Origin of the sequence: Rathayibacter sp. PhB152 (assembly GCF_003751395.1) — a bacterium.
GTDB classification, from domain to species: Bacteria; Actinomycetota; Actinomycetes; order Actinomycetales; family Microbacteriaceae; genus Rathayibacter; species Rathayibacter festucae.
Map to the genome: position 1 here is coordinate 191,862 of NZ_RJUT01000004.1, position 14,264 is coordinate 206,125.

The window sequence follows — 14,264 nt, forward strand, 5'->3', positions numbered from 1 at the left end:
GGTCAGCTCTCCGATCGAGCGGGGGCGAGTGAGGGGACGAGTGCGGGGGCCGGCGCCGCGGTGCGTGCCGGGCCGGCGAGGGTCGTCCGGGCGAGCTCGTCCAGGACGACGCGCTCGACGACCTCCTGGGCGATGCCCCAGCCGTGCCGGACGCCGGCGGCGACCTCGCGGCCGGGCCGGGCGGCGTCGACCGCGCGGCCGAGCGCCTCCGCGATGCCCGCCGGGGTCGGCCGGGCCCAGCTCGCGCCGGGGTGCGGCAGATCCGCGCGGGCGTCGACGGCGTCGTTCACCACGGCGACGGCGCCGCAGGCGAGCAGCTCCTCCGCCACCAGCGAGATGTTGGTGAAGGAGAGCGCGATGCCGGCCGAGCAGCGGTTGTAGAGGGCGGCGAGCTCGCTCGGCGCGAGGGTGCCGTGCTCGATCACCGGCACGTCCCACGCTCCGGGCGCCGTGCCGTAGACGTGGATCGGCACCTCGGGGTGCTCGGCGTGGAAGAGCACGAGCGCCCGCCGGCCGAGCAGGTAGCCGCGCCGGTCGGCGGTGGGCTTGGCGTAGAACACCACGCCGGAGCGCTCGCCGTCGGGGTTGTCCAGCGTGTAGGTGGTGGTGTCGCAGCCGAACGGCGCGAGGTCGCTCGCGACGCCCAGCGCGTCGAGGTGCGAGCGCACCATCTCGCCGAGGGCGATGGTGCGGAAGCCGAACCGGTAGCTGTCCTCCGCCAGGGCCGCGAGGGTCCCGCGCGGGTGGAAGAACGGCTCGTAGTCCTGCACGAAGTACAGCCGGGCCATCGGCGCCGTTCCGCGGGTGGCGAGCACGTGCGCCGTCTCCCAGGAGGTCGCGACGGCCGCGTCGACGCCGGTGACGCCGTCGTCGGCGCTGCGGATGTCCACGTCGAGCCAGGGCCAGCCGGCCCGGATGATCGCGGCGCGGGTCTCGAAGTCGGCCCCGTGCCGGTCGTAGAGGAAGAGGGTGCAGCGGTGGCCGCGCTCGACCAGGCCCTGCACCATCCGGAACAGGGTGGTGTGGCCGCCGGAGCCGCGGTCGGGCGGGGTGCAGATCCAGCCGATCGACGCGGGGCCCTCGGCGCGGGCCGGGGCGGCGGGCAGGTGGAGGAGGCCGGAGTCCGCGATGTCGCCGGGGAGCAGCGGCATGTCGAGCTCGCGCACGCCGACGCGGTCGCCGAGCGAGCGGACGGCGCGCTGCAGCAGATCGCGGCCGCCGGTGCTGCGCAGGCGCCGGACGAGCTCTCGGGGGACGCGGGAGGCGCGCATCAGAAGCTCCCCTCGCGGTGCCAGCGGCGCCAGGACCGGTCGGTGCGCAGGCGCCGCAGCACCCGCTCCAGCAGGAAGCGCGGGGAGAAGCGGTCGCTCGGCGCGCTCAGCAGCCGCGACTGCAGGCGCTCCCACTCGGGCAGCCGGGCCGCGTCGCCGTAGACCTGGTGCGCGAAGCCGAGGTGCTCCTCGAGGTCCGCCGCGGTGGCGCCGCCGCTGTCGAAGCGCTGCGCGCCCTTGACGAGGGCGTCGCGGGCGAGGGCCCGCCGCGCGAGGTGCTCGAGCTCCTCGCGCCGCTCGAGCGGTCCGCCGGGATCGGCGAAGAAGGTCTCGAAGGCGAGCAGGCGCTCGCGCAGGTCGTGCAGCGGCGTCACGGTGTCCGAGCGGCTGCCCGCGTGCTCGCGGTGCCAGGCCTGGTCGACGCCCTGGATGTAGGCGACGTCGGACGCGGCCGAGAGGCGCAGCCAGAGCTCCATGTCGTAGGTGTGCGGCAGCGGCCGGGGCCAGCCGACCCGGTCGAGGACCGACCGGCGCACGAGCACCTCGGGCGAGGTGATCACGTTGAGCCCGGTGCGGCAGCGCTCGTGCAGCCAGTCGCCGCCGGACCAGAGCAGCCATGAGGTCGGGGTCGTCCGCGCCGTCGGCAGCACCGACCCGTCGGGGAAGTGGACGGGGTGGCCGTAGACCAGCCCGACCGAGGGGTGCGCGCGGGCGACGGCGACCGCGCGGGCCAGGGCGCCCGGGGCGATCACGTCGTCGGCGTCGAGGTACCAGGAGAACTCGCCGGTCGCCACGGCCAGCGCGGCGAGCACGCTGCCGACGGGACCGAGGTTCCTCGGGTTCGCCAGCACCAGGACGCGGTCGTCGCCGGCCGCGATCGAGCGGGCCACCGCGAGCGAGTCGTCGGTGGAGCGGTCGTCGACGATCACCAGCTGCACGCGGACGCCGGTCTGGCCGAGGGCGCTCGCCGCGGCGGCGGGGAGGAACTGCGCGTAGTCGTGCAGCGGGATGAGGACCGAGACGGTGGCATCGGAGGTGTCGACGTCCTCGACCGGCACCGTGCGACCGCGCCGGGTCCCCGCGGCGACGGCGGTCGTCACGACAGCACCCCCGCCGGGCTCGGGGCGGCGGAGGTCGTGCTCCGCAGCGCGGCGATCAGCGACTCCGCCACGTACTCCTGCTGCGCCGCCGTGATGCCGGGGAACAGCGGCAGCGTCAGCAGCTGCCCGGCGAACGCCTCGGCGCGCGGCAGCGAGCGCGGGCGGCCGGAGGCGGGGAGGAACGGGGCCAGCAGGTGCACCGGGGTCGGGTAGTGCACGCCGGTCGCGACGCCCGCCTCCGCGAGCGCCGCGCGCAGGCGCTCCCGCTCCGGGGTGCGCACGACGTAGAGGTGGTGCACGTGCTCGTTGCCCGGCGCGGTGCGGGGGAGGACCAGCCCGTCGACGCCGTCGAGGAGCTCGGCGTAGCGCGCGGCGGCGTCTCGGCGCTGCTGGTTCCACTCGTCCAGGTGCGCGAGCTTCGCGCTCAGCACGACCGCCTGCAGCGAGTCGAGCCGGGAGTTCGTGCCGACGACGTCGTGCCGGTAGGCGCTGAGGCCGCCGTGGTTGCCGAGGCGGCGGACGGCCGCGGCGAGCTCGTCGTCGTCGGTCATCACTCCGCCCGCGTCGCCGTAGGCGCCGAGGTTCTTGCCCGGGTAGAAGCTGGTGCCGGCGATGGCGCCGAGCGAGCCCGCGCGGGCGCCGAAGCGCCGGGCGCCCTGGGCCTGCGCCGCGTCCTCGACGATCCGCACCTCCTCGCCGAGAGCGGCGGAGAGCCGCTCCACCGGGGCGCACTGCCCGTAGAGGTGCACGGCCATCACCGCGCGGGTGCGGGGAGTGACGGCCTCCGCGGCCGAGTCGACGTCGATCAGGTAGTCGTCGTCGCAGTCGACGAACACCGGCCGGGCGCCGGCGCGGACGACGGCCTCGGCGGTCGCCACGAAGGTGTTCGCGGGGACGAGCACCTCGTCGCCGGGTGCGAGGTCGAGCGCCAGGAGGGCGAGCTCGAGCGCGTCCGTCCCGTTGCCGACGCCGATGGTGTGCCGCACGTCGCAGTACGCGGCGAACTCCTCCTCGAAGCGGGACACGTCCGGACCGCGGACGAACGACGAGTCCGCGAGCACGCGGTCGAAGCCCTCCCGGATCACGTCGGCGACGACGAGGTGCTGGAGGTGCAGATCGGCGAGCGGGACGATCGGCTCGGTGGTCATGACGGGTTCCTTCGGTCGGAGGTGAGCTCGCGGACCCGGCGCAGCAGCCAGGTCCGCAGGAGGAGGAGGTAGAGGACGCCGCCGGTCGCGCCGCCCCCGAGGAGGGCGAGCCAGTCGGCGTCGAGGCCGACGGCGGCGAGTCCGATCGGGACGAGCAGCGCGGCACCGGCCGCGGCCGCCGCGGCGAGCGCCGGCGGCACCAGGGAGCGGCCGACGGCGCGCAGGTCGACGTCGATCGAGCGCAGCAGCCAGGCGAAGACGGGACCGACCACGAGCGCGGCCACCCCGATCTGCGCCCAGGCCGCGCCGACGAAGCCGCCGCCCAGCACCGCCGGGACGAGCGCGAGCGTGAGCGCCGCGAACCAGACGCCCTGCACGATCGCGACGCGACCGGAGCCGCCCTTCGAGAGCGCCGCCGAGCTGAAGAGATCGGCCACCACCCGCAGCGCACCGACGACGCCGAGCAGTCCCAGCGCCGCCGCGGCGGGAGCCCAGCGCTCGCCGTAGACGACGTGCACGAGCGGGGCGGCCAGGGCGGCGAGCAGCGCGCCGAGCGGAGCGGCGAGCGCCCAGGTCAGCCCGGTCGCCGCGGCGACGGGCAGGGGCCGGCCGTCCTCGTGCGCCCGGGAGAACGCGGGCAGAGCGACGGAGCGGACGACCTGGCCCACCGCGGTCATCGGCCAGGTGGAGATGTTGAACGCGAGGACGTAGTAGCCCAGCGCCACCGGGTCGATCAGGCCGGCGATCACCACCTTGTCGGTGCCGAGCACGCCCCAGGAGATCAGGTTGGCGATCGCCACCGGCAGGCCGAAGCGCAGCGCGGAGGGGGCGATCGAGCGGTCCCAGCCCAGGCGCGGCCGCTCGCGGGCGGCGACGAAGAGCAGCACCATCGTGCAGGTCTGCGCCACGACGCGGGCGACGGCGAGCGCCAGTACCCCGGTGCCGGCGGCGAGCAGCGCGAGGGTGATCGCGGTGGAGACGACGAAGTCGACGGCGGCGATCAGGAAGAGCGGCCGCTGGGCGAAGCGGCGCTGCAGCGCGGCGTAGGGGACCACTCCGGCCCCGGCCAGCGGCAGGGTGATCGCGAGGACCGCCAGCACGCCGGCCGTCTCGGGCGAGCCCGTCGCCGCGGCGATCATCGGCGCCGAGGCCGCCATCGCCGCGCCGAGAGTCCCGCCGAGGACCAGGCCGAGCACGGCCACGGTCGGCGCGCGCCGCTCGGGCTCGCTCGAGCGGATCAGATCGGTGCTGAGTCCGAAGTCGGACAGCGCCATCAGCACCGACTGCACGGTGAGCGCGAGCGCGTAGACGCCGAACGCCTCGGGCGCGAGCAGCCGGGCCAGCACGACGCCCAGGGCGAGGCTGCCGAGCCGGAGCGCGATCGTGCTGAGCGCGCTCCAGCCCAGGGCCGACGCGATGCGGCTCCGGCCCGCGGAGACCGGAGGGGACTCGACGGCGGTCACGAGAGCGGCCTCCGCGCGCGCTCGCCGGCGCGGACGAAGCGCCGCCACTCGGCCGTGTCGACGACGGCCGGCCAGCACTCGGCGGCGATCGAAGCGTAGCGGGCGCCCTCGGCCTGGTCCTCGGGACGCGCCGAGGCGCGGCTGCGCAGCGCCCGGCCCATCGCCTCGTGGGCGAGGGCGCGGCCGGCGTTCGCGCGGCGGTCCCCGCCCTGCGCCCGGCGGCCGGAGGAGTCGTGCCCGGTGCTGGTGAAGAAGTGCTCGATCGTGCCGCGGCGCTCGCGCAGCTCCGCCAGCGGGTCGCTGCTCGGCTGCGGGTGGCAGCGGGTCTGGACGACGCCGCTGATCCGGCCGATCCCGCCGAGCGCCGCGAGCCGCAGCCCGTAGTCGAGGTCGGCGGTGCGGGGGAGGTCCTCGGCGTAGCCGCCGAGCGCGTCGGCGAGGGAGCGGCGGACCAGCACGGCGTGGTCGACCAGGAGGTCGGAGCCGTGCCGGCTCGTGCGCTCGATCCAGTCGGCCCCGCTCCACAGCGTCCACTCCACGCGCCCGGTGCCCGCGGTCGCGGGCCGGACCGAGATCTCGGCGTCGCCGTGCACGGCGCCCACCCACGGGTGCGCGGCCAGCAGGGCCGCCGCCCGCTCGAGCGCCCCGGCGGTGAGCGCGTCGGTGCTCGGCAGCACCAGCACGGACTCGCCGCGGACGAGCGCGAGCCCGGCGTTGCGGGCGGCGATCGCGCCGAGGCCGGCGGGCACCTCGAGCACGCGCACGCGCTCGTCGTCGACGACCGGATCCGCGTCCGTCACGACGACGACGTCCAGCCGGACGCCGCGCTGCGCGAGGACGCTCGCCAGCGCGGCGAGGGGAGATGCGCCGTCGACGGCCGCGATCACGACCGAGACGAGCGGCGCCGGGCCGGAGAGGGGGAGCACCGGCGACCGGTGCCCGCGGACGGCGCTCATGCGGACGCTCCTTCGAGGGTGCTGTCCGCGCGCCGGACGGCGTCGGGCTCGATCCGCGGAGCCGCGGGCACGCCGAGCCAGGTCTCGCCGGCCGGCTGATCGCGCAGCAGCACCGCGCCCATGCCGAGCGTCGCCCGGCGGCCGATCCGCGAGCGCTCGCGGACGGAGGCGCCCATGCCCAGGTACGCCTCCTCGCCCACCCGCACCCCGCCGCCGAGGGTGACCCCGGCGCAGAGGGTGGCGAACGAGCCGATGCGGTCGCCGTGGGTGAGGGTCACGTTCGGCATGGCCACCACGTGCCGGCCGATCGCCACATCGGCGGTCAGCACGACGCCGGCGAGCAGGATGCTCCCCGCGCCGATCCGGCAGTCGTCCGGCACGTGGATGGCCGGGTGCACGATCCGGGCGTAGCGGTGGTCGTGCACGCCGAGCGCGCGGAGGCGGTCGACGATGCGCGCCCGGCCGCTGCCGTGGCCGACGCAGACGGCGATCTCGGCGCGGGGGTGCTCGGCGATCGCGTCGAGGCCGCCGATCACGGGGACTCCCGAGATCTCGGTGCCCCAGCGCGCGGCGCCGTCGTCCACCACGCCGATCACGCGGTGGCTGCCGCTCACCGCGAGGAGCGCGAGGGTCTCCCGCGCCAGTCCGCTCGCGCCGACGAGGATCAGGTCACGCACGGAGGACCGCCGTCTCGTGCTCGCGGGCCAGGCGCGACGGGGCGAGAACGGCCTCGATCACCCGGTCCTGGTCCTGCTCGGTGAGGGCGTGGAACAGCGGCAGGATCAGCGTCCGGTCGGTCAGTCGCTCGGTGACGGGCAGGCGGTCCGCGTTCGGGTGGGCGCGGTACGGCGGCTGGCGGTGGGCCGCCATGATGCCGCGGCGGGCGGAGACGTCGCGGGAGGCGAGCTCGGCCATCAGGCCGTCGCGCTCGAGCGGGTAGTCGTCGCCGACCTCGATCCAGAACGACTGGAAGTTGCTCGTGCCGTGCTCCGGGTCGGTCACCGTGCGCAGCCCCGGGACGTCGGCGAAGGCCGCCGCGTAGCGGGCCGCGAGCGCTCGGCGGCGCTCGATCAGCGCCGGCAGCCGGCCGAGCTGCACGAGGCCGAGGGCCGCCTGCAGATCGGTCATCCGGAAGTTGAAGCCGACCTCGTCGTAGTGCTCCGGTGCGGCGAGCACGCTGCCGTGCCGGTCCGCCGCGGAGACGGACATCGAGTGCTCGCGGAGGCGGCGGGCGCGGGCCGCGAGGTCCGCGTCGTCCGTCGTGAGCATCCCGCCCTCACCGGTGGTGAGGAGCTTGCGCGGGTGGAACGACCAGGCGGTCAGAGCCGCGCCGGCGCCGACGGAGCGGCCGCGGTACCGCGAGCCCGCGCCGCAGGCGGCGTCCTCGAGGACGAGGACACCGAGCGGGTCGCAGAGCGCGCGGATCGGCTCGAGGTCGACGGGCACGCCGCCCTGGTCGACCGCGATCACCGCGCGGGTGGCCGGGGTCAGCGCCGCGGCGATCGTCTCCGCGGTGACGTTGCCCGTGACCGGGTCGACATCCGCGAAGACCGGCCGGCCGCCGGCGTGCACGACCGCGTTGGCGGTCGCGATGAAGGAGAAGGAGGGGACCACGACGTCGTCCCCGGCGCTCACGCCGCCGACCACGAGCCCGAGGTGGAGGGCCGTGGTGCAGCTGGACAGCGCGACCGCGTGGCCGACGCCCATCGCCTCGGCGAAGGCCGCCTCGAAGCGCGCGGCCCGGGGGCCCTGCGCGATCCAGCCGGAGGCGATCACCTCGGCGAGCGCGTCGCTCTCCTCGGTGCCCAGCCAGGGGCGCATCACGTCGATGCGCCCGGTGCTCGCCGCGCCGGTGCTCGCCGCGCTCATCGGGTCGCTCCGCTCAGGACGGCGGCGTCGAGCCGCTCGGCGCGCCACCACTCGACCAGGGAGCGCAGACCGCTCTCCAGGTCGTACGCGGTGACGAAGCCGAGCTCGTCGCGCGCCGCCCGGGTGTCGGCCAGGCGGCGGGTGACGCCGTTGACCGAGCGCGCCGGCGCGAAGACGACGTCGAGGTCGGACTCCATGACGTGCAGCAGCGTGCGGGCGAGCTCCAGCAGGCTGGTCTCGACCCCCGTGCCGATGTTGAACGCGCCGTCGCGTCCGGCCGTCGCCGCGACCACGTTGGCCCGGGCGACGTCGTCCACGTGCACGAAGTCCATCGTCTGCGCGCCGTCGCCCATGATCAGCGGCGGGACGCCCGCCTCGATCCGCTCCATCCAGCGCACGAGCACCTCGGTGTAGAGGCCGTGCACATCCATCCGCGGTCCGTAGACGTTGAAGTAGCGCAGCGCCGTCGAGCGCAGGCCGTTCATCGCGCCGAAGCTGGTGAGCATGCCCTCCGAGAAGGCCTTCGCCGCGCCGTAGATCGTGTCGTTGGCGTAGGGGTTGTTGCTCTCCGGAGTGGGGAACTGCGTCGCGAGTCCGTAGACGGAGGCGCTGGACGCGGCCACCACCCGGCCGACGCCGTGCGCCGCCGCCGCCTCGAAGACGGTGAAGGAGCCCTGTGCGAGGACGTCGAAGGCCAGGCGCGGGTCCTCCGCGCACTGGGTGATCCGGATCGCCGCCTGGTGGAAGACGACGTCCTTGCCGCGGACGACCGAGTCGACCGTCGCGCGGTCGCGGATGTCGCCCTCGATCAGCCGGACCCGGCCGTCCGCGAGCGCGTGCTCGAGGTTCTGCCGGCGTCCGCGGACGAGGTTGTCGAGGACGTCGACCCGGCTGACGCCGGTGTCGAGGAGGCGGTCGACGATCGTCGAGCCGATGGTGCCGGCACCGCCGGTCACCAGGACCTCGGCGCCGTCGAGCGAGACGGGGGAGGGGGTCAGCTCAGCCACGACGCCTCCTCCAGGCGGACCGCCGGAGCGGTGGTGCGGCTGACCTGGCCGGCGTCGAGCAGCCGGTCGCTGACCTGCTCCAGGACGCTGAGGACGCGCAGGGCGGCGCGGCCGTCGGTACGGGGCGCGCGGCGCTCCGAGATCGAGGTCGCGAACTCCGTGACCATGTCGGCGAGCGGCTCGCGCTCGGGCAGGGCGGGCGACCAGGTGTCGCCGAGGCGGTAGGAGATCGCCGCGTCGTGGCGGGAGGTCCCGCCGCGGAGCGAGGTGCCGAGGTCGACGCCGCGGTCGAAGACGCTGAGCCGCTGCTGCGGGTTCACGTCGTCCCAGACCAGCGTGCGCCGCGAGCCGCCGATCACCATCCGGCGGATCTTGGTCGGGCTGAGCCAGTTCACGTGCACGTTGGCGATCGCGCCCTGGCCGAGCGGGACGGTCAGGTAGCCGACGCAGGCGCGGCCGGAGCCGAGCGGGTCGGAGCCCTGGGCGGCGACGTTCCCGGGGCGCAGGCCTCCGGGGATGATGAAGTCGAGGATCGACAGGTCGTGCGGAGCGAGGTCCCAGAACACGTCGACGTCGGGCTGGATGAGACCGAGGTTGATCCGCACCGCGTCGACGAAGAGCACGTCGCCGAGCGAGCCGGCGGCGATCAGCTCCTTCATCTTCAGCACGGCGGGCGTGTAGCAGTACGTGTGGTCGGCCATCAGCACGACTCCGGCGCGCTCGGCGGCGTTCACCATGTCGATCCCGAGCACGCTCGAGTCGGCGAGCGGCTTCTCCACCAGCACGTGCAGTCCCGCGGCGATCGCCGCCATGGCGATCGCGTGGTGGGTCCGCGCCGGGGTGGCGATGGCGATCGCGTCGAGCCCGGGCAGGTCGAGGACGTCCGAGAGGGAGCGCAGCACCGGCACGGAGCCGTTGGCGCGGGAGACGGCCTCCGCACGGACCGGGTCGAGGTCGCAGATCGCGACCAGGTCCCAGTCGGCGCTGGCGGAGAAGTTCCGGGCGAGGTTCGGGCCCCAGTAGCCGGCGCCGACGAGCGCGACGCGGAGCCTCCGGGAGGGGATGGTGGTGGTCATGGCGGGTTCCTTCGGGTGAGGAGGGCGGCATGCGGGCACGCCGAGGGGACCGGGCGCTCCGACCAGGGAGAAGGAGCGCGCGGACGGGTGGGGACGGCGCGTCAGGGCGCGCCGAGGGAGGGGACGGCGGGGAGAGCGCCGGAGGAGGAGAGGGAGAGGAGAGGAAGGAGGGGAGCGGTCGTGCGTCAGTACGCGCCGACCGGGCGCAGCATCACGCGCAGGGTCCGCCAGAGGATGAGCAGGTCGCCGGCCAGCGACCAGTTCTCGACGTAGTAGAGGTCGAGTCGGATCCCGTCCTCCCAGTCGAGCTCGGAGCGGCCGCCGGTCTGCCAGAGCCCGGTGATGCCGGGCTTGATGTAGAGGCGGCGGTTCACGACGTCGTCGTAGCGCTCCACCTCGCTGAGCAGCGGCGGGCGAGGGCCGACCAGGCTCATGCTGCCGCGCAGCACGTTCCAGAACTGGGGCAGCTCGTCGAGCGAGTACCGCCGCAGGACGCGGCCGAGCGGGGTCACCCGCGGATCGTCGCGCAGCTTGAACAGCAGGCCGGAGCCCTCGTTCGCCGCACTCAGCTCCGCCAGCCGCGACTCCGCGTCGATGCTCATCGAGCGGAACTTCAGCATGGTGAAGAGGTGCCCGGCGCGGCCGACCCGCTGCTGCCGGAACAGGGCGGGCCCGGTGCTGTCGCGCCGGATCATCACCGCGAGCACGGCCAGCAGCGGCGAGAGCACCAGCAGCGCGAGGGCCGAGACGCTCACGTCCAGCACGCGCTTGAGCGCGTGGCGCGGACCGGAGTAGCGCGGCGGCTCGACCCGCATCAGCGGGAGACCGTCCACCGGGCGCCAGTGGATGCGCGGTCCGGCGACACTGCTGAGCCCCGGTGCGAGCACCAGCTCGACCGCGAACGGCTCGAGCGCCCAGCAGAGCCGGCGGAGGTAGGCATCGCCGCCGTCCACCTGACCGGCTACGACGACCGCGTCGGCGCGCTGCTCGACGACCGCCTGGGCGATCGTGTCGATCGCTCCGACGACCGGGATCGAGCGGCCCCGGACGGTGATCGAGCGCCGCGGGTCGGCGAGGCGAGTGCGCTCACCGGCGGTCGCGAGCGCGACGCCGACGACGTCGTACTCGACGCGGCCGCGCCTGCGGTCGATCTGCGTGACGATGTGCGTCACGTCACCGGCGCTGCCGACGACGATCACCCGGGACAGGGCGCGGCCGGCCCGTCGCTCCCGGGCCAGGTGCCCGCGGCTGAGGGCGTGCGCCGCCAGCATCCCGCCGAGCCCGACGGGCAGGGCGATCAGCACGTGCGCGCGTGGCAGGTCGACGTGGGTGAGGACCGAGGCGACGGAGGCGAGGCCGAACGTCGCGACCGTCGCCGAGAGCAGACGGCGGAACTCGTCCGCTCCCGCTCCGATGCGGTGCGCGAGGCGCCGCTGGGCGAGGAGGACGGAGCAGACCCAGAGGGCGCCGAGGACGCCGGCGACCACGAGGTCGGCCGAGCGCGCCTCGGCGGATCGCGCTTCGGCGGTCGAGCGCAGGCCGGCGGCCAGCGACACGGCCCCGAGCACGACCAAGACGTCCGCGGCCAGGACCCTCCGCGAGAATCGGCGTCGCCAGCTCGAAGCCTCCGCCGGCGGTGCCGGAACGAGGACGAGGGCGCGCGGATCGCGCTGAGGAGTCGGGGCCGCGGTGGAGACGGCGGTCACCGCGGTCTCCTGCTCTCACCGCCGCTCGTATGCCGGGTCGCCGGGGGGAGGCGACGGGGTCTCGAGGAGGGAGGGAGCCGTGTGGGCGCGCTGAAGGCGCGCACCAGTGGTGCATACAAAGGATCAACCTGCATTTCGGGTTTACAGGGAAGGGGGGTACTGCAGGGCGGGCTCGGAGGACGTCGCGGTTTCGGGGCCGCGATGCATCGTCGCCACGTCGGCACCGCTGTGACCGTCGTGCTCCCAGGATGAGCAGATCGGTCGAGGCGGGGCCTCGCGTCGGGGCGGCGCGGCACGACAGGGTTCGTGCGCTCCGGTCCCGGTGGTCGGGTGGTTCTCAGCCGAACATAGCGGTCCTGGCAACCCAGTGCGTGGCCCCAGTATGGGGGTCGCACAGGGAGTGACATCCTCGATCTTCTCCCGGGCGTTCCTCAGCGATCCTCCTAGAATCGTCCCGGTGCCGGGAGTGCGATCGGGTCGCGCCCCGGTGCCAGGGGAGCACTGCCGCCCCCGATCGCCAGGAATCGAGACGGGGCGCGGGAATCCCTGCGCGGCCCGGGAGGTCACCTCCCGGGCCGCGTCGCCGCGTCGAGGCGGCCGCGCCGACGACTAAAGTCGAGGGGTCCCCCAGCCCCAGAGGAGCACCCGCGCGTGTCGAACGCATCGTCGAACGTCCCCGAATCGTCCCGTCCCACCGCCGACGCCGCCGTCGTCACCGAGGCCGGCACGGGGTTCACGCACTTCACCGACCGGGCGGTCGTCGCGATCCGCGTCAACGGCGAGCTGAAGGACCTGGCCGCCGACGTCGTCCCCGGCGACAGCATCGAGCCCGTCCTGATCTCCTCGCCCGACGGCCTGAGCATCCTCCGCCACTCCGCCGCGCACGTGCTCGCGCAGGCCGTGCAGCAGAGCAACCCGGAGGCGAAGCTCGGAATCGGCCCGCCCGTCACCGACGGCTTCTACTACGACTTCGACGTCACCGAGCCCTTCACGCCCGAGGCCATGAAGGCGCTCGAGAAGGCGATGGACCGCATCATCCGCCAGGGCCAGCGCTTCGTGCGCCGCGTCGTCACCGAGGACGAGGCGCGCGCCGAGCTGGCTGCCGAGCCGTACAAGCTCGAGCTGATCGGGCTCAAGGGCGCGGGCGCCGACGGCGAGTCGGTCGAGGTCGGCGGCGCCGAGCTCACCATCTACGACAACGTCGATCCGCGCACCGGCGAGACGGTCTGGAAGGACCTCTGCCGCGGCCCGCACCTGCCCAACACCCGGATGATCGGCAACGGCTACGCGCTGACCCGCAACGCCGCGGCCTACTGGCGCGGATCGGAGAAGAACCCGCAGCTGCAGCGCGTCTACGGCACCGCGTGGCCTACGAAGGACGAGCTGCGCGCGCACCAGGCCCGCCTCGAGGAGGCCGCCCGCCGCGACCACCGCAAGCTCGGCCACGAGCTCGACCTCTTCTCCTTCCCGGACGAGATCGGCTCCGGCCTCGCGGTCTTCCACCCCAAGGGCGGCATCATCCGCTACGAGATCGAGCAGTACATGCGCGAGCAGCTGCTCGCCCACGACTACGAGCTCGTCTACACGCCGCACATCACCAAGGGCGACCTCTTCATGACCAGCGGCCACCTGCAGTGGTACGCCGAGGGCATGTTCCCCCCGATGCACCTCGACGAGCTGCAGGACGAGGACGGCACCGTCACCCGCCAGGGCCAGGACTACTACCTGAAGCCCATGAACTGCCCGTTCCACAACCTGATCTTCCGCTCGCGCGGGCGCAGCTACCGCGAGCTGCCGCTGCGCCTGGCCGAGTTCGGCACCGTCTACCGCTACGAGAAGAGCGGCACCCTGCAGGGCCTGACCCGCGTCCGCGGGCTGACCCAGGACGACGCGCACATCTACGTCACGCAGGAGGACGTGTCGGCCGAGCTGACCCGGAACCTCGAGTTCGTGCTCCAGGTGCTGCGCGACTACGGCCTCGACGACTTCTACCTCGAGCTCTCCACCAACGAGGAGGGGAACCCGAAGTTCGTCGGCGACCCCGAGCAGTGGGAGTCGGCGATCGAGTCGCTGCGCGCCGTCGCCGTCGAGTCCGGCCTCGAGCTGGTCCCCGACCCGGGTGGAGCCGCGTTCTACGGCCCGAAGATCTCGGTCCAGGCGCGCGACGCCATCGGCCGGACCTGGCAGATGTCGACCATCCAGCTCGACTTCAACCAGCCCGAGCGCTTCGAGCTCGAGTACACCGCGTCCGACGGCTCGAAGAAGCGCCCGGTGATGATCCACCGCGCCCTGTTCGGCTCGATCGAGCGCTTCTTCGCCATCCTCACCGAGCACTACGCCGGAGCGTTCCCGGTCTGGCTCTCGCCGGTGCAGGTCGTCGGCATCCCGATCGCCGACGAGTACCTGCCCTACCTCGAGGACGTCGTCGGTCAGCTGAAGAAGGCCGGCGTCCGCGCCGAGATCGACTACTCCAGCGACCGGATGCAGAAGAAGATCCGCAACGCGACCCTGCAGAAGGTCCCGTTCCAGCTGATCGTCGGCGAGAAGGACCGCGACGCCGGAGCGGTCAGCTTCCGCTTCCGCGACGGCACCCAGGAGAACGGCATCCCCGTCGCCGACGCCGTCGCCCGGATCCGCGAGGCCATCGCGACCAAGGCCCAGGTCTAGC

Annotated in this window: 11 protein-coding genes; 1 reads left to right on the forward strand and 10 read right to left on the reverse strand. The window is 74.3% G+C overall.

From position 1 onward, the window contains the following. Positions 1–2: 2 nt before the first annotated feature. The 10 genes from EDF36_RS10855 to EDF36_RS10900 form a co-directional block, all read right to left on the reverse strand. Positions 3–1,271 carry a glycosyltransferase family 1 protein gene (locus EDF36_RS10855; protein ID WP_123733022.1) on the reverse strand — a complete coding sequence of 423 codons (1,269 nt, stop codon included), beginning with the start codon at positions 1,269–1,271 and terminating at the stop codon, positions 3–5. Further along, entirely contained in the window at positions 1,271–2,371 is a 1,101-nt protein-coding gene (locus EDF36_RS10860; protein WP_123733023.1) for a glycosyltransferase family A protein, read from the reverse strand. Before EDF36_RS10860 ends, EDF36_RS10855 begins: the two co-directional genes overlap by 1 nt. Beyond that, complete coding sequence (locus tag EDF36_RS10865) at positions 2,368–3,519, reverse strand: DegT/DnrJ/EryC1/StrS aminotransferase family protein (RefSeq protein ID WP_123733024.1); 1,152 nt, start codon at positions 3,517–3,519, stop codon at positions 2,368–2,370. Before EDF36_RS10865 ends, EDF36_RS10860 begins: the two co-directional genes overlap by 4 nt. Next, positions 3,516–4,982: an oligosaccharide flippase family protein gene (locus EDF36_RS10870; protein WP_148060019.1), complete on the reverse strand. Its 1,467-nt coding sequence runs from the start codon at positions 4,980–4,982 to the stop codon at positions 3,516–3,518. The genes EDF36_RS10865 and EDF36_RS10870 overlap by 4 nt, the downstream gene beginning before the upstream one ends. Continuing rightward, a complete protein-coding gene (locus tag EDF36_RS20910) occupies positions 4,979–5,938 on the reverse strand; it encodes a glycosyltransferase family 2 protein (protein WP_148060020.1) in 960 nt (319 codons plus the stop codon). The genes EDF36_RS10870 and EDF36_RS20910 overlap by 4 nt, the downstream gene beginning before the upstream one ends. Further along, the gene (locus tag EDF36_RS10880) at positions 5,935–6,615 is read right to left on the reverse strand and encodes a NeuD/PglB/VioB family sugar acetyltransferase (protein ID WP_123733027.1); all 681 of its coding nucleotides are present in this window, start codon (positions 6,613–6,615) and stop codon (positions 5,935–5,937) included. The genes EDF36_RS20910 and EDF36_RS10880 overlap by 4 nt, the downstream gene beginning before the upstream one ends. Continuing rightward, the gene (locus tag EDF36_RS10885) at positions 6,608–7,807 is read right to left on the reverse strand and encodes a DegT/DnrJ/EryC1/StrS aminotransferase family protein (protein ID WP_123733028.1); all 1,200 of its coding nucleotides are present in this window, start codon (positions 7,805–7,807) and stop codon (positions 6,608–6,610) included. Before EDF36_RS10885 ends, EDF36_RS10880 begins: the two co-directional genes overlap by 8 nt. Then, positions 7,804–8,814, reverse strand: coding sequence for an NAD-dependent epimerase/dehydratase family protein (locus EDF36_RS10890; protein ID WP_260300679.1), 1,011 nt, complete (start codon positions 8,812–8,814; stop codon positions 7,804–7,806). The genes EDF36_RS10885 and EDF36_RS10890 overlap by 4 nt, the downstream gene beginning before the upstream one ends. Continuing rightward, the gene (locus EDF36_RS10895; protein WP_123733029.1) at positions 8,802–9,890 is read right to left on the reverse strand and encodes a Gfo/Idh/MocA family protein; all 1,089 of its coding nucleotides are present in this window, start codon (positions 9,888–9,890) and stop codon (positions 8,802–8,804) included. The genes EDF36_RS10890 and EDF36_RS10895 overlap by 13 nt, the downstream gene beginning before the upstream one ends. A gap of 185 nt (positions 9,891–10,075) precedes the next feature. After that, a complete protein-coding gene (locus tag EDF36_RS10900) occupies positions 10,076–11,596 on the reverse strand; it encodes a sugar transferase (RefSeq protein ID WP_123733030.1) in 1,521 nt (506 codons plus the stop codon). Between the two features lie 651 nt (positions 11,597–12,247). Between EDF36_RS10900 and thrS the strand changes: the two genes are divergently transcribed. After that, positions 12,248–14,263: a threonine--tRNA ligase gene (gene thrS, locus EDF36_RS10905; protein ID WP_123733031.1), complete on the forward strand. Its 2,016-nt coding sequence runs from the start codon at positions 12,248–12,250 to the stop codon at positions 14,261–14,263. Position 14,264 lies beyond the last annotated feature (1 nt).

What these genes read in the sequence shown, in the direction of transcription:
- EDF36_RS10865 (WP_123733024.1), bottom strand. Translation starts at nt 3,519, where the DNA reads ATGACCACCGAGCCGATCGTCCCGCTCGCCGATCTGCACCTCCAGCAC.
- EDF36_RS20910 (WP_148060020.1), bottom strand. Translation starts at nt 5,938, where the DNA reads ATGAGCGCCGTCCGCGGGCACCGGTCGCCGGTGCTCCCCCTCTCCGGC.
- EDF36_RS10895 (WP_123733029.1), bottom strand. Translation starts at nt 9,890, where the DNA reads ATGACCACCACCATCCCCTCCCGGAGGCTCCGCGTCGCGCTCGTCGGC.
- EDF36_RS10885 (WP_123733028.1), bottom strand. Translation starts at nt 7,807, where the DNA reads ATGAGCGCGGCGAGCACCGGCGCGGCGAGCACCGGGCGCATCGACGTG.
- EDF36_RS10855 (WP_123733022.1), bottom strand. Translation starts at nt 1,271, where the DNA reads ATGCGCGCCTCCCGCGTCCCCCGAGAGCTCGTCCGGCGCCTGCGCAGC.